Genomic DNA, 18858 nt, shown 5'->3' with positions numbered 1-18858 from the left:
CGCGGCCATGCGCGAACTTCCGCCGACTGCCGGACTTCCGCTCAACGTCGCCGACCTGCGCCCGGGCAGCGCGGATTTCGCCGCGCAAGCCACCGCATGGCTCGGCACGCCGCCGTTGCAATTGGAGTGCTCGGGAACAGCGGCGCTGGTCGTCACGCTGCATGCCATGCGCAAGCTCAAGCCGGACCGACATGAAGTGGTCGTACCGGCCTGGACCTGCCCGCTCGTCGCACTGGCCATTCATCGCGCCGGCTTGATACCGCGCCTTTGCGATCTTGCACCGGATCACTACGACATGGATGCCGAACAACTGGCGGCTGTCACAGGTCCCGACACGCTGGCGATCGTACCCACGCATATCGCCGGTCGCATCGCCGACGTGCATACCGCCAACACGATCGCGCGACGCGCCGGTGCCTTCGTCATCGAGGACGCCGCACAAGCTACCGGTGCGCGCCAGGATGGTCGCAGCGTCGGCCTGCTAGGCGATGCAGGCTTCTTCAGTCTGGCGGTCGGCAAAGGGCTGACCCTGTTCGAGGGAGGCCTGCTGACGGCACGCGATTCGGCCATGCGCGATGCGCTTATGGCCAGCCACAACGACATCATTCACGCCGACCCGCGCATGGACCGGCAACGCGCGCTGGAACTGACAGGCTACGCTTTGATGTACCGTCCCTCGCTGCTGTCGCTGGTCTATGGCAATCCGTTGCGCAAGGCGCTGGCCGCGAACGATCCTGTGGCCGCTGTCGGCGACGATTTCGGCCCCGATATTCCCTTGCATACCGTCAGCCGCTGGCGACAGGCCGTCGGCGCACGCGCGCTGCCGCGACTGCATGGTTTTTTGCAGGAGACACGCAAGCAGGCACAACGGCGACTTGAACGGTTGCGCCGCGTCCCCGGCATCGTCGCATTCGACGATGCCGCCGGCGATGAAGGTGTGTGGCCATTCCTCTTGCTGTTGATGCCCAGCGAAGCAGCACGCGACGCGGCACTGAAAGAACTCTGGACCGCAGGCCTCGGCGTCAGCCGGCTGTTTATCCACGCCCTGCCCGACTATGGGTATCTGCGCGACATCGTCGCACCGACCGCATTGCCGCGAGCGCGCGACTTCGCCGCACGTTCACTGACCATCAGCAACAGCCTGTGGCTGCGCGATAGCGAATTCGCGCGCATCTGCGACGTGCTGGAACGCACTGCTTCGGGCTAGAGGCTGCTGGCCGCGATCGCTGTCAACAGACGTGAGTTCAACGCACGCTGCTGCGCCTGCCAGGCATCGAGTTCACTTTGCGGTACCGGCGTCTGGCCGTCCATGCCGCTCAGCCAGCGCTTCCACCAGGTGCGATAGCTATACGCGGATACCTCGCCATTGATGTCGCTAGCAATGATGCGCCCGCGCAACGCCTCGATGATCTCCATGGCGTGATGTTCTTCAATACGCCCCTGGTCCCAATTGGTGCGTGCGGTATCGATACTGAAGGCATCCTTGTCGATCGAGAGATAGGTCGCCTGCGGCGCGCTGCGCAGCTGCGCCACGAAGGCGGCCGTCAAGGCATCGGGATCGTCGTAACGCCGGAAGGCATCGCCAATACCAAGCTTCGTCGCCCAGGCAACGTCTACGTCCATACACCAATAGCTCAACTTGCCAGCACGCAACGGCTGCAAGTAGTTCTCCCACGCATGCTTGGCGCCGATGTCGCCTGACGTGATGCCGACCACATGCACGTGACTCACATAAGGAAGCATCGCTACCTTGCGCACCCATGAACCGCAGTGGATGCCCCAGGGAAAACGCATATTGTCCGGGTGGTTGTCGAACACCACCAATTGAAACGGACCCTTGCCGCGTTGACGCTCCACCAGCGGCCAGGTCAGGTGGTGATAATCGCCCGAACCCATCAGCACGGTGCCGTAATCAGTCGGCATGTGTGCATCGAGATGCTTGCGCAGGGTACTGAACGTACGCAGCGTGCAGCCGAAGCGAATCGCTTCCTGCCAGTCGTTCAAGGCAATGACCGTCGCACCGGGCAGCTCACCAATGGAACTGTCGAAATCAAGAATCAGCGGATCACGCTTGCTCATGCGTCGCCCATTGGCTGTCGCTTTCAAAGAATCGGCCAAGCCGCCGCGCGAGTGCGCGCAATAACGGATTGCGTAAATAGATCGCGTGCCGGGTCAGGGTAAATTTTGCACCGAGATAGGATTTGATCTCAGGGTCGGTCCAGCCGGCGACATAGTGGGTCAGGCCACGTTCGCGCGCCCAGGCCAGGTTGTGAAACCAGCTGGTGAAGTACAGGTTGTGCTCGCGTGCGGCGGGATAGACAAAGCCAACGTATTTATCGATCAGTTTGCCGTCGACGACAAAGCAGATGTTCCAACCGATCATCGCCTCTTCATGGCGGTAGACGAAAATCACACCGTTCACCGCTGCATCGCGCAACACGGCAGCGAAGAAGTCGCGGCTCAGCCGATCGAAATGGATTTCGCTCTGTGCATAGACGTTTTCATATAAAGCATAGAACTGGTCCACCAGCGCATCAGCGGCGAAGCACGCATCCCCACAGTGCACGACCTCCACCGCGACCTGTTCGCGCTTGCGCAACTTGCGGCGTATATCCTTTCGGCGTCCCGAGGAAAGACGGGCGAGGTATTCGTCCTCGTTCGCAAAGTCGATGGGCACATAGGCCAATGCCTGGCCTTCGAGCAAAATGAAGCCCTCGTTCGCGCAAGCGTCTGCAAATGCCTGGTTCCAGTGATTGCTGGCATCGTCGAGCAAAGGCGACACCGAAGGGATGTCCTTGACGACCGAGAGCCGCTGCTGCCTGCCGATGGCCCGGCGCAGGGCACCGGGCAACGTATCGGCGTTCGCATCGCGGGGGAACAGGGCATATTCGGAAACCGTGGTGCCGACAAAGGTCGTGCGCCAGCGCAACAGGCGTCCCCACCAACGGTATCCCGGCGCAGCCAGCATACGCTTGCGCACCGGGGCGTCGGCAGTCGTCAACAGATCGAAGGCCGCGGCGAAGGCCGGCGTACCCGCCGCATCCAGCACACGAAAATCGACAGGAGGATGCTCGGCGAACTTCGCCACCAGGGCGTCGGGCTCGAGCTGATTCAGGTACCGCACGCGTCAGGATTCCACCGCAAACCGATGCATAGCATACGACCGCAAGCCTCCAGGTTCGAAAAGCCCGGCGAAAGGTTCGAGGATCAACGTCCCCATCGACCCTAGCTGGACAATGCCCAACGAGTTCGTCAGGCTTGCGAAAGCGGCGGGCGCATCGCGTCCAAAACCTCCTTTTTGGATAAGAGGACAGCGAAAATGAGTACACAGCAGGAAACGTTCGAGATCATCGCCAAACAGGCCAAGATCGATATCGACACCATCAAGGTCGAGTCGACCCTGAAAGACCTGGGCATCGCCTCCCTCGACGCCATCGAAGTGATCTTCGACCTGGAAGAACATTTCGACGTCACCTTGCCTAACGAAGATACCGACTTCGACAATGGCACCGTCGGCCAGTTGGTCGAAGCGATCGATCGGCAGCTCGCGGCCAAGAACGCCGGATAACCCATGCGCCGAATAGTGATTACAGGCATGGGGGCGATCTGCGCTCTCGGGAATGACGCCGCTTCCACCTGGAAAGCCATGACCCAGGCACGCAGCGGCATCGGTGTCATCGAACGCGTCCCGGCCGCTCAGTTGCGCGCCGGCGGCGTGGTCGCGGAAATCAAAGGCTTCGATCCCACCTCACGCATCGCCGAGCAGCGGGCAGCGATGATGGACCTGGCCGGCCAATACGCACTGGTCGCGGCCGATGAGGCGATTGCGCAGTCGGGCATCCGTTTCGAAGGCGAGAATGCCTCACGTACCGCGGTCGTCGTCGGCACGGGCGCGTCCGGCGAAGCCACCCGCGACGATCAGTACCGGCGCTTGTACGCCGACAATGCACCACGGCTGCACCCGTTGGGCATCGTCAAGATGATGATCAACGCCTCGGCCAGCCACATCAGCATGGCCCATGGCATCACCGGCCCGACCTTCGTGGTGGCCAGTGCCTGCGCCTCGTCCAACCATGCGTTTGCACAAGCGGCAATGATGATCCGCTCCGGTCTGGTCGACGCCGCCGTAGCCGGTGGCACCGAAGCCTGCATCACCTTGGGCACGCTGCGCGCATGGGAAGCGATGCGCGTACTCGCTCCCGAATGCCGCCCCTTCAGCGCCGGCCGCCGCGGCATCGTGCTGGGCGAAGGCGCGGGCATGTTCGTGCTGGAAACCCTGGAACATGCACAACAGCGCGGCGCCACCATCCTTGCCGAACTGGCCGGTGCGGGCATGAGTTCCGATGCCGGCGATATCGCGGCGCCCTCGGATGTGGGTGCTGCGGCAGCTATGAGGGCCGCATTGCGTGACGGAGAGATGTCGCCCGATGAGGTTGATTACATCAGTGCGCATGGCACCGGGACCCAGGCGAACGACAGCACCGAGACGCGTGCCATTCATCAGGTCTTTGGCGAGCATGCTCGCAAGCTTGCCGTGTCCTCGACCAAGCCGATGCATGGGCATGCGCTGGGGGCTGCCGGGGCGTTGGAGCTGATTGCCGTGATAGGGGCGCTGCGCGAGGGGATTGTGCCGCCTACGCTGAATTATCTGGAGGCGGATCCGGCTTGCGACCTGGACTATGTGCCTAATGTTGCGCGCGAGATGGCTGTTTCTGCTGCTGTAAGCAATTCGTTTGCGTTTGGGGGGTTGAATGCGGTGGTGGCGTTGAGGAAGTGGACTTAGGTTTTTTGACGCCTTGCGGCGCCTTTCCTATTTCGTCATTCCGGCGTAGGCCGGAATCCAGTGGCGTCAGTGCCTGGTTCTTGCCTGTGTGCTTTGGCGACCTGGCCGCTTACGCAGCGGGCGTTTCACTCGCCTGCCGGCGAGCGAGTCACTTTCTCTTTGCTGGCCCACGCTTGCGCGTAGCGCATGCGAACGGCGAAGCCGGCCCGGAGGGCGGAGGACCTTTAGGTCCGGAGTAAAGAGAAAGTAACCCAAGAGAAATGGCCTGAGGATCAAGGGCTCTGAGCAGCATTGAGGGATAAGACCGTTCGGACCGTCTACTCGAACCGAGTGGGGACACCTCAAGCGCTTCTGAGGTGCGCCGAATCTGTGTGCGAGGCGTCCTGGAGATGAGGACTTAAGGTGTTCCTTCACTCTCGCCTACCCCTCTCGTCATTCCGGCGCAGGCCGGAATCTACACCTCAGGCTCTCGCTCGTTAGGCAACGTGTCGCAAGCGGAAACGCTGAGGCATGGATTCCGGCCTGCGCCGGAATGACGAATAGGGGAGATTAGAGCGAGGTTGGAGGTCGATCTGTGCTCTTGGCAAGCGATGCGCAGCGAGCAGTCAGCTCTTCGGGCCCCCTCGGGAGCCGAGTGAGGCTTGGACGATCAGGCCCCGAAGGGGGACTCGGCAGGGACGCCGAGTCCTTTTCGACAGGACAGGGACGTTCCCGGATCAAGTCCGGGACAGGCTCTGTCGAAAAGCCCGGCCAGACCTCACGGTCCGAAGGACGGCGGACTAGGGGTGTCGTTTCTTTGGTTATCTTTCTTTACTCCGGGCCTATGGCCCTCCGCCCTTCGGGCCGGCTAGCGCCGTTCGCACTGCGTGCGTGGACAAGCAAAGAAAGTAACTCGGCGACCGGTAGGTCGGCGAAACACGCCGTAGGCGACTTCCTCGCACGAACGCCAAACCAGAGCGATGCACGCTCTCGCGACAACCCAACACCGAAGCCACTGGATCCCCGCCTACGCGGGGATGACGAGGTTGGAGAATGAGGCGAACCCTGCAGAACGACGAGAATGTGGTGCCAAGGCAAACCCCATCACAACCGTGTAAACCCCCACGACTGCATCTTCCCATCCCGATACGGCATCACCCCATGAAACGGCCGCGCATCCTCGTCAAACACCAACGGCAGGAAGTGGCGATCGCCCTCCCACATCGGCAGCTCCATCAGGCGATCCCGCTCTACCCATTCCAGCGCCCCCTCAGGATTACGCTCGAACGGCTCGCCACTGAAGGCGTCGATCAGAAAAATAAAACCCAGCCAGTCCTCGCCATGCTTGCCGAACCCCGGCCAGTTCAAGGTGCCGCGTAGACGCATCGACTGGCACTCGATGCCGGCTTCTTCGAGGATCTCGCGACGCATGCAGGCGGCGATGTCTTCGCCCGGCTCCATCTTGCCACCCAGGCCGTTGTACTTGCCCAGATGAATGTCGTCGGGACGGGAATTGCGGTGAATCATGAGCACCCGACGACGGTCCGCGGACAGCACGTAGCCGAGGGTAGCGACAATAGGGGTGTAGGGCATAACGTCGGCTGCGCGTAAAAACAACAGTTTAGCGCGCCAACACCCGAGCTGCAGCCGAATCGCCCCAAGCGTAATGGACTTGCATCCGTCGTATCACCCCGGCGACCATCAGCGCTATGTACGCGCCCACCCGACGTATCCCGTTTTATTTGTTGCCACTGGCCATCCTCGGCTTCCTGGCCGGCTGCACGCGCCAGGCACAGGCCGTCGACAGCAATGACATCGTGTTCGATAGCCAGAGTTTCAAAGTCGTCACCGTCGATATCGCACGCGAACCGTTAGCCCTGTTCTGGAAAAACCCCGACAGCGGCGAGCCGTTCGGTACGATCGAAACGCTGCGGCAATGGGGCATGGCCAAGAACCGGAAATTGTTGTTCGCGGCCAATGCCGGCATCTACGACCGCCAGTTCTCACCGTTGGGTCTTTACGTCGAAAATGGCAAGGCGCAGGTGCCGTTGAACCTCACGCGCGGCAATCCGGCATCCGGTAATTTTTCATTGCAGCCGAACGGCGTGTTTGCGATCTACCCCGATGGTCGCGCGGCAGTACGCAGCAGCGCCGACTTCAAAGCCGACGGCAAGCCCGCGCAATGGGCAACCCAGTCCGGGCCGATGCTGGTGATCGACGGGCAGCTCAACAATCAATTCGTCGACGACTCGTCCAGCATGAAATGGCGAAGCGGCGTTTGCGCACGTACACCGCACGAGGTGGTGTTTGCCGTCAGCACGGCGCCGGTGAATTTCCATACCTTCGCCCGCCTGTTCCGCGACCAGATCGGCTGCCGCAACGCGCTGTACCTGGATGGCACCATCTCGCAGTTCTACCTCGATGGTGCCGGTTATGCCGGCGCACCCACGTTCATGGTCAAACCCTATGCCGGCATCTTCGCTGTTTTCGCCAATGACGACTAAGCCGCGCAGGACACAGCGTGGCCGTATCCGCTGGCTGCGCTTCCTTGTTTCGCTCATCGTCATCGTCGTCCTCGCCGCACTGCTTACCGGCTGGGCGCTGATATACGGCAGCCGTCCGCAACTGAGCGGCGAACGAACCCTCACCGGTCTCGCCGACGCGGTGGCCGTAACCCGCGACGCACAGGGCACCGTCACGTTGCAAGCAAAAAATCGCGCCGACATCGACTACGCACTTGGTTATGTGCACGCCCAGGAGCGCTATTTTTCGATGGACCTGATGCGCCGCCTGGCTGCCGGCGAACTGGCCGAACTCGTCGGGCCGGCCGCGCTCGACACCGACCTCAACCACCGCCGCCATCGCCTGCGCGCCGTCGCCGAAGCCGCATACGCACAGCTCCCACCGGAACAGCAGCAGCAACTGGTCCGCTACGCAGCAGGGGTCAACGCCGGCCTGGCCGACCTGCAAACACGCCCGTGGGAATATCTGTTGTTGCAGACACACCCCAAGGCGTGGCGCCCGGAAGACACTTTCCTGATCGTCGCGGCGATGTACCTGGACCTCAACGAAGACGGCCGTAACCAACGCGAATTACGCATCATCCGAATGCGCTCCGAACTGCCCGATGCGCTGGTGGACTTCCTGCTCGCACCCAATCCGGATTGGGAAGCGCCGCTGAGGGGCGATCTCTCGCGACCGCCAGTGATTCCTGGCCCGGATGTTTTCGACCTGCGCAAAACTACGCCTGCCGCTTCGAGCAGCGATGCAAGCGTGCTTGCCTCGGCGATCGCGCCCGCGCTCGACGATGCGCGACCCGGCAGCAACAGCTTCGCCATCGCCGGCAACCTCTCCGAAACAGGCGCGGCCATCCTCGCCAACGATATGCACCTGGGCTTGCGCGTGCCCAATATCTGGTTCCGTGCACGCTTCCGATATACCGACAGCACCGCACCCAACGGCACGCGTGAGGTCAACGGCGTCACCCTGCCCGGTACGCCCGCCATGGTGGTGGGAAGCAATGGCCAGATTGCATGGGGCTTCACCAACAGCTACGGCGACTGGCAGGACTGGTTCCGCGTACAACGCGATCCCAGCGACAAGTCGCGCTACAAGGTGCCTGAAGGTTGGGCCACGATCGAGGCGCATGACGAAGTCATTCACATCAGGGGAGCGGCCTCACGCACCCTCGCGGTGGAAAACACACGCTGGGGGCCGATCATGGCCGCCGATGCCGACGGTGCGCCGCTTGCGTTGGCCTGGATCGGTGGCATGGCCCACGGTTACAACCTGGGCTTCGCGTCGCTGGAACGCATGAACAGCACGCACGCCGCACTCGATCTGGCCCCCACCTTGGGGATGCCCCCGCAGAATCTGCTGGTCGCCGATAACGCCGGACATATCGGCTGGACCCTCGCCGCCAACAGCATTCCGCTTCGCTCGAATATCGATCCGCAGCATGCGGTTGATGGCTCCCAAGCCGAGCACGGCTGGGTGGGCTGGCTGCCGGCCGCACAATATCCGCGCATCGAAGATCCGGCCGATGGCCGCTTGTGGACCGCCAACAACCGCACGGTCGACGGTCCCGAGCTTGCCCTCCTCGGCAACGGCGGCCACGATCTTGGCGCCCGCGCCCAGCAGATCCGCGACGACTTGCGTGCACGCAACAGTTTCTCGCCTGGCAATCTGCTGGATGTGCAGCTGGATAACCGCGCCGTGTTCCTCGGGCGTTGGCAGCGCTTGTTGCAGGACACGCTGGCCAGCACACAGGAACCCGCCTTGGTCCAGTTGCGCCAGCTCACTGCGCAATGGACGAACCGTGCCGCAGTCGACAGCGTCGACTATCGCCTGGTGCGCGCATTCCGCGAGCAGGTTTTCAAAGATGCGCTCGCACCTTTCGTCGAGCGCCTCAAGGCCCGCTACAGCGATTTCACCTGGCCAAACCTGAGCAGCTCCGAGGGTGCCGTGTGGGCGATGGTTCGCGACAAACCAATGAACCTGCTCGACCCCAAGTACAACGACTGGGATAGCCTGCTGGTGGATGCGGCGCGCGAAGTCGCCAACGATCTTGGTAAACAGCCGGGCGGCCTGTCGGCACGTACCTGGGGCGAGGCCAATCGCGCCGCCATCGATCAACCGCTGGCGCGTGTCCTGCCGAGCCCGCTTGCACGACTGCTGAACATGCCTCAGGACGCGCTCGCGGGCGATACCAATATGCCGCGCATCGCCGGGCCCGCGTTTGGGGCATCGGAACGTCTCGATGTCAGTCCTGGGCACGAAGCTCAAAGCATCCTGCATATGCCCGGGGGCCAGAGCGACAACCCACTGTCGCCGTTCTATGGTGCTGGCCACGAGGACTGGGTGAACGGCCGCCCGACGCCCTTGCTGCCGGGGCCGGATCACTACACCTTGACGCTCCGCCCGGCACATTAATCGCGCTTGACTGCCATCGTTGGCAGGAGGAGATTCATGCTTACGGTGCGCTGATCGGGGAGGTCGGCGGCACGGCGACGTAACTGCTTTTGCTTTACCGACGATGCGCTTTGGGGAAAGCACGTCTTACAAGGAGGCAAGCGAGCATGAGCCAGATTCATCGTGTCGTTCTTCGGCGCGCGCCAAGGCGTGCCCACTACTTGGTGGTCACATTGAGCATGACGCTCTCGGTGGTCGCCATTGGCGCGCATGCCCAGGATACGCAGACACTCGATAACGCCATGGCCACCGCCAACAGCTGGCTCGCGCAAGCTGATGCCGATCAAGCCGACGTCATGTGGCAAAACAGCGATGGCGTCCTGCAAAAGAGCGTCAGCAAGAGTGCGTGGAAAAAATATCTCACCGGCCTGCATCGGCAATGGGGCGCATTGAAAGGCCGCGAATGGCTACAGGTCGCGCATATCAGCGATCCCAGCGGCTTGCCGCCCGGCGAATATCTCAATGTGATCTACAGCGCGACCTATGCCAATGCACCGCTGCTGGAAACCGTTTCGCTGATGCGCAACGGCAACCAATGGACACCGGTGGGATACACCGTACGCCCCGTTCACGAGCAGGCACCACCGATAGCGCAGGCTGCCGCGGTGCGCCCTTAGGCGAGCATGCGCTCGCAGATGGCCTTGTACAGCGAAGGCAAACGCTCCAAGTCGGCAATGGCCACGCACTCGTCGACCTTGTGAATCGTCGCGTTCACCGGCCCCAGTTCCACGACCTCGGCGCCAAGCGGCGCAATAAAGCGACCATCCGATGTCCCGCCGCCCGTGCTCTGCTCAGGCTCGACACCGCACAGATCCCGACACACCAACACCACGACATCACGCACCCTGCCGCCCGGCGGGGTCAGGAACGGCTCGCCCGATAGATGCCAATCGATATGCCAGTCCAGGCCGTGCTTGCCGAGTAATGTTTCGACGCGCTCACGCAGGTCTTCGGCACGACTGGCGGTACTGAAGCGAAAATTGAACAGCGCCGTCAGCGCACCGGGGATAACGTTGTTGGCACCGGTACCGGCATTGAGATTGGATATCTGGAAGGACGTCGGCGGGAAATCCGCATTGCCCTGATCCCATACCTGCGCCGCCAATTCGGCCAGGGCGGGCGCAGCTGCATGAATCGGATTGAGTGCCTTTTCGGGATACGCCACATGCCCTTGCACGCCGCGCACGGTCAGCGTGCCCGACAACGAGCCGCGACGACCGACGCGAATGAGATCGCCCAGTTTCGCTTTCGCCGAGGGCTCACCTACGACACACCAGTCGATGGTTTCACCGGTCGCGCGGAAATGCTCCACCACCTCACGCACGCCATGCAACGCCACACCTTCTTCGTCGCTGGTCAACAGCAACCCGACACGACCCGCATGCTCTGGCCGGGCAGTAACAAAGGCTTCGAGCGCGACGACCATCGCCGCTACCGAGCCTTTCATGTCTGCCGCGCCACGGCCGTAGAGATAGCCATCCCGCACGGTCGGCTCGAACGGCGGACTCTCCCAGTCGGCTTCCGGCCCCGTGGGCACGACATCGGTATGCCCCAGAAACATCAGCAGCGGACCGCTCTGTCCGTGCACGGCCCATAGATTGTCGACGTCGCCATAACGCAGGTTTTCGATTCGGAAACCCTGTTTCTCCAGGCGAGCGGCAATCAGCGACAGACAACCCGCATCCTCCGGCGTGACGGAGCGGCGGCGTATCAAATCGCAAGTCAGGTCAAAAACGTCGGACATAGCAGTTTTATTCCAATTCGGCGTCGCGCTGTTCCAGGTAAATCAGCGCGGCAAGCAACAGGATCGCCAGGCGAAACGCGGATTGGATGCCGTTCCAATGATCGGACATCCACATGCCGAACCATTCACCGCCGATCCCCATAAAGCCCACGAGCCAGATCAACAGACCCACACTCAAACCTGCCGCGGCCAATCCCTTGGCGCGCTGGAACTGAGCGACCGATGCGCGACGACTACGCCACATGCGCCATACACCCGACCAGCACAGGATCGCGGCAAATGTCTCGAACGCGATAATCAAAATATACGCCGCATGCTGCAGCGGCACCGAGGTAATGGCGCGGTAGTGAATGGTCACATCGGGAAAGATCGTATCCATCGCCAACACATGCTGCACAAACGCCAGGTTGGTGCCGTAATCGGTGATGTTGCCGAAGGCGACAAGGCTGATCTGCAACGCCAACGCCGCGATCACCAGGATCCTGGTCAGCCGGAAAATCATCCGCGGCCAAACAACTTCTTGAAGCCGTTATCGCTGAAACCGACGCTCACCGCACCATCGGCCTGCACCACTACCGGGCGGCGGATCAGTGCCGGATACTCCTTCAACAGCAAGGTCCACTCCGGATCGCTGCCCGGGTTCTTGCGTTGCGGCAGCAGATTGCGCCAGGTCGTACTGGACTTGTTGACCAGCTTCTCCCAACCGCCTACCTGCTCGGCCCACGTCTTCAATGTGGTTGCCGGCACAGGATTGGCCCGGTAGTCGACAAAGTCATGCGGCACTTCGAAGCGTGCCAACCAGTTGCGCGCCTTCTTGCAGGTATCGCAGTTGGGAAGTCCGTAGAGCGTGGCAGCGGTCATTGCTGAGTTTCCATCGTGAGGTGCTGTCGTTGCAGCATGCGAATGATGAAGAAAAAAGTGAATGCCGCAGCGATGTGCTTGATCGTGTGCCCGCTCACCAGCTCGCCTGTTACGCGAAAAACGACCGGATCAAGCTGCTCGCAGGCAAACGCCAGTGCGTAGCAAGCGAGCGCGGGCACCAGCCAGCGTCGCTCACTCCACGGCGTGGGCAAGAGCATCAATGACAGCAGCAACAGAAGGATCGAGCCGCCCTGGGTGATCAGATAAGGCAGCAGATTGCCGCTGAATTTCCAGTACACGACCGTTCCCACGCCCCACAGCGTCAGCACGATCAAGGCGATGTCCGAACGCCAGCGCAAACGCTCGGCGAAGGTGGCTGCCAGCAACGGCATGAACACGATGGTCATCGGGAGGCGGTCCCACACCAGCCGCTCATCGGATGGCGACCAGTGGTAGTAACTCGACCCGAACGCGGTCAGCAACAGGCCGAAAAACATCAGCGCATAAGCATGCCGCGCCGCGGTGTTCATCGCCCTGACTGCTGGCAGCCGCACCGTCCACAAGCCGATCACGGCGAACAACAGGAAGAATGCATTGGATGCCACATCGCCGGTGTTGGGTATGCCCAGCCAGCTGCGTCGATCGGCAAACTGGTGATAGCCCTGCGGCTGCGCATAGGGTGGCAATGCTACCGCTGCAATAGCCAGAAGAACGGCGATGACAGCCAACACGTAAACGCGTGGCGACCGCATCGAAGCTTCTGGCCCCTGCATGCGATTACTCCGCGCTGCGCAGTAGTTCGTTGATACCGGTCTTGCTGCGCGTCTTCTCGTCCACCTGCTTGACGATAATCGCGGCGTACAGGCTATGCGAGCCATCTTTGGCCGGCAGGCTGCCGGCAACGACGACACTGCCGGCCGGCACACGGCCATAGCTGACTTCGCCGGTCATGCGGTTGTAGATGCGCGTGGACTGCCCGAGGAACACGCCCATGCCGATCACGCTGCCGCGCTCGACCACGACGCCTTCGACAACCTCCGAACGCGCACCGATAAAGCAGTTGTCTTCGATGATGGTCGGATTGGCCTGCAACGGCTCGAGCACACCACCAATGCCGACGCCGCCGGACAGGTGCACGCCCGCACCGATCTGCGCGCAGGAGCCAACCGTTGCCCAGGTGTCGACCATGCTGCCGGCACCGACATAGGCACCGATATTGACGTAGCTGGGCATCAGCACGGCGTCCTTGGCGATATGAGCGCCACGACGCACCAGCGCGCCCGGTACGACACGTGCGCCAAGCGTCTCCAGCTCCACGTCGTTGCCGTGCGCGAAGCGCAGCGGCACCTTGTCGAACGCCTGCGCCGAGCCGCCGTCGACCACGCGGTTGCCATTGATGCGGAAGTACAGCAACACGGCCTTCTTGATCCACTGGTTTACCGTCCAGCCGCCTTTACCGTCCGGCTCGGCAACGCGACGCTCGCCCGATTCGAGCAAGTCGATCACCTGCTCCACCGCCGGCCGCAGATGCGTTTCGACCTCGGCCTGGGCCAGCTCGTTGCGACGTTCGAAGGCGTCGTCGATCAGGGATTCGATGCTTTGCATGAGAGGGAGCCTAAAAGAAACCAGCGGAGATAGTAGCGAGAATGCGCCGCGCTGTGCTGCATGGCAGCGCAAAATCCGGCTGCCGGACCGATCGACTGAGTCTATCGGTTGATGCGTTCGAGCAGCTTGTGCAAGAGCTGATCCTGCTGCGGCAGGCTGAGCGGCTCGTCGTTGCGATTGGTCACCAGGAAGAAGTCCTCCGCGCGCTCGCCGAAGGTGGCGATACGTGCGTCGTGCACGCGAACGCCGGCCTCGGCCATCGCTTGCGCCACCGCCGCCAGCAAACCCGGACGATCGGTTCCCACCAGCGACAGGCGGGTGCGATCTCCCGTCACGTTGAAGGCGATTTTCGGTGCGAACTGAAAGTGCTTCAGGTGGCGGGACATGTTGCGTTTGGACGGCTGGTGCGTATGTCCTGGCTGTGCCAGCGCGCGCAGCATGCGCTGTTTGAGTTCCTCGGCGCGCATTTCAGTGGCCGGCTGCTGGGTCGCAGCGTCGAGCAACAGGAACGTGTCGAGTGCCATGCCGGTGTGCGAACTGAGGATGCGCGCCTCCATCACCGAGAAATGCAGGCGATCGAGCATCGCCGTCAACGCCGCAAACAGGCCATCGCGGTCGGGAACGTAAACGAACAGCTCGGTGGTGCCGCGGACGGAAAGCGGATGGACTTCGACCAGTGGGGTCGCCCCGTTGGCACGCAGGATTGCCGCCGTCTGCCAGGCAATCTGCTCCGGGCGGTGACGTAGAAAACTGAGCTCGGGAAAGTCCGCCCAGGTCCGCACGCAAGCCGCCTTGGAAAAACCCTCGGTCTCCAGCAACTCGAGGGCACGCTCGCGACATTCGCGCATCCGGGTAGGCGCGTCGCCGAAGACCTCTTCTTCGCTGCGTAGTGCGTAGCGTGTGGCCGTATAGAGGTCCGCGAGCAGGCGGTCCTTCCAGCCGTTCCACAACTTGGGACTGGTGCCGATGATGTCGGCGATGGTCAGCAGGTAAAGCAGGTCCAGCTTGTTGCGGTCGCCGACGAGATCGGCAAAACGCTGCACGACGTCGGGATCGGTGATGTCCTGGCGCTGCGCGGTCGTACTCATGAGTAGGTGCCAGCGCACCAGCCAGGCGACCTGTTCGCCGTCTTCGAAAGCCAGGCCGAGCTTGGCGCAGAAGCTTCGGGCCTCTTCTTCGCCCAGCACCGAATGATCGCCGCCACGTCCCTTGGCAATATCGTGGAACAAGGCAGCCAACAGCATCAGCTCGGGCTGTTCCAGCGTCGGCCAGATTTCGCAGGCGATCGGAAAATCCGCCCTGGCTGCGGGGTCGGCAAAACGCGCCACGTTATGCAGCACGCGCAAGGTGTGCTCGTCCACGGTGTAGACGTGAAACAGGTCGTACTGCATGCGGCCGAATACGCGCCCGAACGCCGGCAGGATCGCCGCCAGCAAGCCGTGGCGATTCATCCGCCACAAGGCATCGACTGCCGGCGCACCCATGCGCAGCAGGCGCAGGAAGGCATCGAGCACGGCCGGATCGTCGGCAAGCCGGCCTTCGAGTACGGCCGTCGCCTGGTGCAGTCGACGCATCGTGTCGGCGGTAAAGCCGACGATACCCGGCGCTTCTACGCGCGCAATGAACAGCTCGACCAGCGTGGCGGGTCGATAGAGCAATTGATCCGGATCGCGTACCGCCAGACGTGCACCGTAGCGTACGAAATCCGTGCCGACCGGCTGCGGCTCGCTGGGCGTTTCGAGCATCTCCTCGAAACGCTCGACCATTTGCGCGCCCAGTCGATCGATCTGGCTCGCGGCGCGGTAATAGCCCTGCATGAATTGCTCGACGCCAAGGTTCTTCGCATGTTCGTCGCGAAACCCAAGCCGCTCCGCCAAGGGGCGCTGGTAGTCGAACAACAGGCGCTCTTCCGGCCGCCCGGCTTCCAGGTGCAAGGCCCAGCGATAGCGACGCAGCGTCGCCTCGGCCTGCTCCAGCGTCTCCTGTTCGGCCGGGTCGAGCAGGCCATCGGCGGTCATGTCGCGAAAATCGTTCGCATGCGCCAGTCGACGGCCGAGCCAGCGCAGCGAGTCGAGCGTGCGCATGCCGCCCGGACCGTCCTTGAGATTCGGTTCGAGGTTGTAGGCCGTGTCGTTGAAACGCGCATGCCGCGCATTGCGCTCGGCCAGGCGCGCATCAAGATAGGCGCGCGGCGGCCACAGTTGCGGATCGTCGACGATCGCGCGCAGGCGTTCCTCCAACGCTGGGTCGCCGGCAAGACGACGTGCATCGAGCAGGCTGGTAAAGACGCTGGGGTCTTGCGCAGCCAGCTCTTTGCATTGCGCGGGATTGCGCACCGCATGCCCGACTTTCAGACCCACATCCCACAAGGTGGCGAAGCATTGTTCCAGTGCACGCAGACGCGGCGGATCGGCGTGTTCGACCAGCGCCAGCAAATCGACATCCGAATGGGGAAACAACAGGCCTCGGCCGAAACCGCCGATGGCGAACAGAGCCGCCTCGGTCACATCGCCCAGGCAGGCGTTCCACACATGCACGACGATCCGCTGCACCGACTCGCCACGCCGCCGCGCCAACGCAGTGGCATCGGCACCATCGCGAAACGCGGTGGCAAGCGCGCGATCGAGATCGCCGAGCAATTGCCGCAACGCACGCCGCGCCTCGCTCGATACGCCCGAGCGGGGAATGGCGATGGGGAGGCGGGGGAGCGGCGGGAGTGGGACAGTGGCAACCATGAGGACAGTAAAGCCGCTCGCTGCGCTTGCTGTAAAGCCGCGCCTGCAGCGCTGAAAAGAGTAAAGGGGAAAAGCAGAGTCCTTTCAGACTGCAGCCTTTCCCTCTTTCACCCTTTTCAGCGCCGCAGGCGCGGCTTTACAGGCCGCTTAGCGGCCGACTTCACCGCTCTCAGGCATCCGGCCAGGGCGTCAATATCTCGAACCCGTCATCGGTAACCGCAATGGTGTGCTCCCACTGCGCCGACAGCGAATGATCCTTGGTCACCACTGTCCAGCCATCCGGCAACTGCTTGGTCTGCGGCTTGCCGGCGTTGACCATCGGCTCGACCGTAAAGGTCATGCCCTTCTGCAGGGTCAGTCCATTGCCAGCCTTGCCGTAATGGAGCACCTGCGGCTCGTCGTGATAGACCTTGCCGATGCCATGACCGCAGTACTCGCGCACCACGGAGAAACCCGCCGCCTCGGCATGCTTCTGAATCGCGTGGCCGATATCGCCAAGGGTGGCGCCCGGGCGCACCGATTCGATACCGCGCATCATCGCTTCATAGGTGGTATCGACCAGCCGCTTGGCCAGCACCGACGGCGTGCCGACGAAGTACATGCGGCTGGTATCGCCGTGCCAGCCGTCCTTGATGACCGTGACATCCAGATTAATGATGTCGCCGTCCTTCAGCGTCTTGGTCGGCGTGGGGATGCCGTGGCAAATCACATGATTGACCGACGTGCACAGGGTCTTGGGAAAGCCGTTGTAACCGACGTTCGCCGGAATCGCCTTCTGCACGTTGACGATATGCTCGTAGGCCAGGCGATCGAGGTCCTCGGTGGTGACACCGGGCTTGACGTGTTCTTTGAGCATCGCCAGCACTTCGGCGGCCAGTTGGCCGGCCACGCGCATCGCTTCGATGTCTTGAGGTGTTTTCAGGGTAACTGCCATGGTTCCACTCAAATGGCGACGGCAGCCCTGAAAAACCAGTGGCTTGCCGCCCTGCCGGCTAACCGGCTACAATTTCGGAGTTTTGCTGGCCCGATCTCCTGGTTTCCACCGTCGAGACCGTTCCGTCGCAAAGCGTCTGGGATTGTAAACCGCCCTGCGGCCGATCCCTTAAGTCCTTGATTGGACAACTAAACGCCACACACGTATCGGCACCGTCTTCGGGGTGCCATGAATCTTCCTCACACTTATGGGGGTTCATGGTCGAAGCCGGGGATACGTGGAGGTCCCAACCCCCGGGCCCAACCGGCCCATAAAATTTGGAGTTACACCCATGGCACAAGTCACCATGCGCCAGATGCTCGAAGCTGGCGTGCATTTCGGTCACCAGACCCGCTACTGGAACCCGAAGATGGCCCCGTACATCTTTGGCGCCCGCGGCAAGATTCACATCATCAATCTGGAAAAGACCCTCCCCCTCTTCACCGACGCGATGAACTTCCTCTCGGGCGTTGCGCAGAAGCGCGGCACCGTGCTGTTCGTCGGCACCAAGCGCTCCGCTCGCGAAGCGCTGGCCGAGGAAGCCACCCGCGCCGGCATGCCGTTCGTGACCGCCCGCTGGCTCGGCGGCATGCTGACCAACTTCCGCACCGTGAAGCAGTCGGTTGCCCGCCTGAAAGAGCTGGAAGCCGCTGAAACCGACGGCAGCTTCGAAAAGCTGGTCAAGCACGAAGTGCTGGCCCGTCGTCGTGAGCGCGACAAGCTGGAAAACTCGCTGGGCGGCATCAAGGACATGAACCGTCTGCCCGACGCGCTGTTCGTGATCGATATCGGCCACGAAGACATCGCCGTGCAGGAAGCCAAGAAGCTCGGCATTCCGGTCATCGCGGTGGTCGACACCAACTACAACCCGGAACTGGTCGACTACGCCATCCCGGGTAACGACGACGCCATCCGCGCGATCCAGCTGTACGCCCACGCTGCCGCCGACTCGATCCTCGAAGGCAAGGCCGCTGCGCCGTCCGCCGCCCAGGGCGATGCCAACGAGTTCGTCGAGCTCGACGAAGAAGGCAACCCGGTCGCCAAGGAAGAGCGCAAGGCCGCCCCGCCGCGTCGCGACAACCGTGGCCCGGCCAAGAAGGGCGCTGGCGCGCCGCGTCGTGACGGTGGCCGTGGTGGCCGTCGCGGCAGCGACGAGTCGTCGACGGACGCCGAGTAAGTTTTTACCCGCCCCGGTTTCGGCCGGGGC

General features: G+C 62.5%; 17 protein-coding genes. 7 read left to right on the top strand and 10 right to left on the bottom strand.

Features of this window, described 5'->3' with window-relative positions; all coding sequences use genetic code 11:
* Positions 1 to 7: 7 nt before the first annotated feature.
* Positions 8 to 1207 carry a DegT/DnrJ/EryC1/StrS family aminotransferase gene (locus tag ACZ6WW_RS17945; RefSeq protein WP_465275399.1) on the top strand — a complete coding sequence of 400 codons (1200 nt, stop codon included), beginning with the start codon at positions 8 to 10 and terminating at the stop codon, positions 1205 to 1207.
* On the opposite strand, the gene ACZ6WW_RS17940 is transcribed toward ACZ6WW_RS17945, so the two are convergent.
* Entirely contained in the window at positions 1204 to 2079 is an 876-nt protein-coding gene (locus ACZ6WW_RS17940) for a hypothetical protein (RefSeq protein WP_465275398.1), read from the bottom strand. The genes ACZ6WW_RS17945 and ACZ6WW_RS17940 overlap by 4 nt on opposite strands.
* Positions 2066 to 3124, bottom strand: coding sequence for a GNAT family N-acetyltransferase (locus tag ACZ6WW_RS17935; RefSeq protein ID WP_465275397.1), 1059 nt, complete (start codon positions 3122 to 3124; stop codon positions 2066 to 2068). The genes ACZ6WW_RS17940 and ACZ6WW_RS17935 overlap by 14 nt, the downstream gene beginning before the upstream one ends.
* A gap of 195 nt (positions 3125 to 3319) precedes the next feature.
* On the opposite strand from ACZ6WW_RS17935, the gene ACZ6WW_RS17930 reads away from it, so the two are divergent.
* On the top strand, positions 3320 to 3568 hold the full coding sequence (locus ACZ6WW_RS17930; RefSeq protein ID WP_465275396.1) for an acyl carrier protein: 249 nt from the start codon (positions 3320 to 3322) through the stop codon (positions 3566 to 3568).
* Between the two features lie 3 nt (positions 3569 to 3571).
* Positions 3572 to 4783 (top strand): beta-ketoacyl-[acyl-carrier-protein] synthase family protein, encoded by a 1212-nt coding sequence (locus ACZ6WW_RS17925; RefSeq protein ID WP_465275395.1) that lies wholly within the window; start codon positions 3572 to 3574, stop codon positions 4781 to 4783.
* 1083 nt (positions 4784 to 5866) lie between these two features.
* Here the strand turns inward: ACZ6WW_RS17925 and ACZ6WW_RS17920 are convergent.
* A complete protein-coding gene (locus ACZ6WW_RS17920) occupies positions 5867 to 6355 on the bottom strand; it encodes an NUDIX hydrolase (RefSeq protein ID WP_465275394.1) in 489 nt (162 codons plus the stop codon).
* A gap of 116 nt (positions 6356 to 6471) precedes the next feature.
* Here ACZ6WW_RS17920 and ACZ6WW_RS17915 point away from each other — a divergent pair, with 116 nt between their 5' ends.
* The 3 genes from ACZ6WW_RS17915 to ACZ6WW_RS17905 all read left to right on the top strand — a co-directional run bounded on the left by ACZ6WW_RS17915 (position 6472) and on the right by ACZ6WW_RS17905 (position 10350).
* Positions 6472 to 7266 carry a phosphodiester glycosidase family protein gene (locus ACZ6WW_RS17915; protein WP_465275393.1) on the top strand — a complete coding sequence of 265 codons (795 nt, stop codon included), beginning with the start codon at positions 6472 to 6474 and terminating at the stop codon, positions 7264 to 7266.
* Positions 7256 to 9694 (top strand): penicillin acylase family protein, encoded by a 2439-nt coding sequence (locus ACZ6WW_RS17910; protein WP_465275392.1) that lies wholly within the window; start codon positions 7256 to 7258, stop codon positions 9692 to 9694. Before ACZ6WW_RS17915 ends, ACZ6WW_RS17910 begins: the two co-directional genes overlap by 11 nt.
* A 146-nt stretch (positions 9695 to 9840) precedes the next feature.
* The gene (locus ACZ6WW_RS17905; RefSeq protein WP_465275391.1) at positions 9841 to 10350 is read left to right on the top strand and encodes a DUF4019 domain-containing protein; all 510 of its coding nucleotides are present in this window, start codon (positions 9841 to 9843) and stop codon (positions 10348 to 10350) included.
* Here the strand turns inward: ACZ6WW_RS17905 and dapE are convergent.
* The 7 genes from dapE to map form a co-directional block, all read right to left on the bottom strand.
* Positions 10347 to 11477, bottom strand: a complete 1131-nt coding sequence (gene dapE / locus ACZ6WW_RS17900; protein ID WP_465275390.1) for a succinyl-diaminopimelate desuccinylase — start codon at positions 11475 to 11477, stop codon at positions 10347 to 10349. The two genes, ACZ6WW_RS17905 and dapE, sit on opposite strands and share 4 nt — an antisense overlap.
* A 7-nt stretch (positions 11478 to 11484) precedes the next feature.
* Positions 11485 to 11979 (bottom strand): DUF2165 family protein, encoded by a 495-nt coding sequence (locus ACZ6WW_RS17895; protein WP_465275389.1) that lies wholly within the window; start codon positions 11977 to 11979, stop codon positions 11485 to 11487.
* Positions 11976 to 12338 carry a Spx/MgsR family RNA polymerase-binding regulatory protein gene (locus tag ACZ6WW_RS17890; protein ID WP_465275388.1) on the bottom strand — a complete coding sequence of 121 codons (363 nt, stop codon included), beginning with the start codon at positions 12336 to 12338 and terminating at the stop codon, positions 11976 to 11978. Before ACZ6WW_RS17890 ends, ACZ6WW_RS17895 begins: the two co-directional genes overlap by 4 nt.
* Positions 12335 to 13090, bottom strand: coding sequence for a hypothetical protein (locus tag ACZ6WW_RS17885; protein ID WP_465275387.1), 756 nt, complete (start codon positions 13088 to 13090; stop codon positions 12335 to 12337). Before ACZ6WW_RS17885 ends, ACZ6WW_RS17890 begins: the two co-directional genes overlap by 4 nt.
* A gap of 25 nt (positions 13091 to 13115) precedes the next feature.
* On the bottom strand, positions 13116 to 14048 hold the full coding sequence (gene dapD, locus ACZ6WW_RS17880) for a 2,3,4,5-tetrahydropyridine-2,6-dicarboxylate N-succinyltransferase (RefSeq protein WP_465275524.1): 933 nt from the start codon (positions 14046 to 14048) through the stop codon (positions 13116 to 13118).
* Complete coding sequence (gene glnD / locus ACZ6WW_RS17875; protein WP_465275386.1) at positions 14045 to 16678, bottom strand: [protein-PII] uridylyltransferase; 2634 nt, start codon at positions 16676 to 16678, stop codon at positions 14045 to 14047. The genes dapD and glnD overlap by 4 nt, the downstream gene beginning before the upstream one ends.
* A gap of 169 nt (positions 16679 to 16847) precedes the next feature.
* Entirely contained in the window at positions 16848 to 17612 is a 765-nt protein-coding gene (map, locus tag ACZ6WW_RS17870; protein ID WP_281849793.1) for a type I methionyl aminopeptidase, read from the bottom strand.
* A gap of 331 nt (positions 17613 to 17943) precedes the next feature.
* Here map and rpsB point away from each other — a divergent pair, with 331 nt between their 5' ends.
* Positions 17944 to 18828 (top strand): 30S ribosomal protein S2, encoded by an 885-nt coding sequence (gene rpsB, locus ACZ6WW_RS17865; RefSeq protein WP_281849794.1) that lies wholly within the window; start codon positions 17944 to 17946, stop codon positions 18826 to 18828.
* Positions 18829 to 18858: the final 30 nt, after the last annotated feature.

The organism is Dyella sp. NPDC103356 (assembly GCF_055584465.1).
The sequence above is the reverse complement of the archived record's forward strand: the minus strand, read 5'-3'. Positions and strand labels throughout refer to the sequence as shown.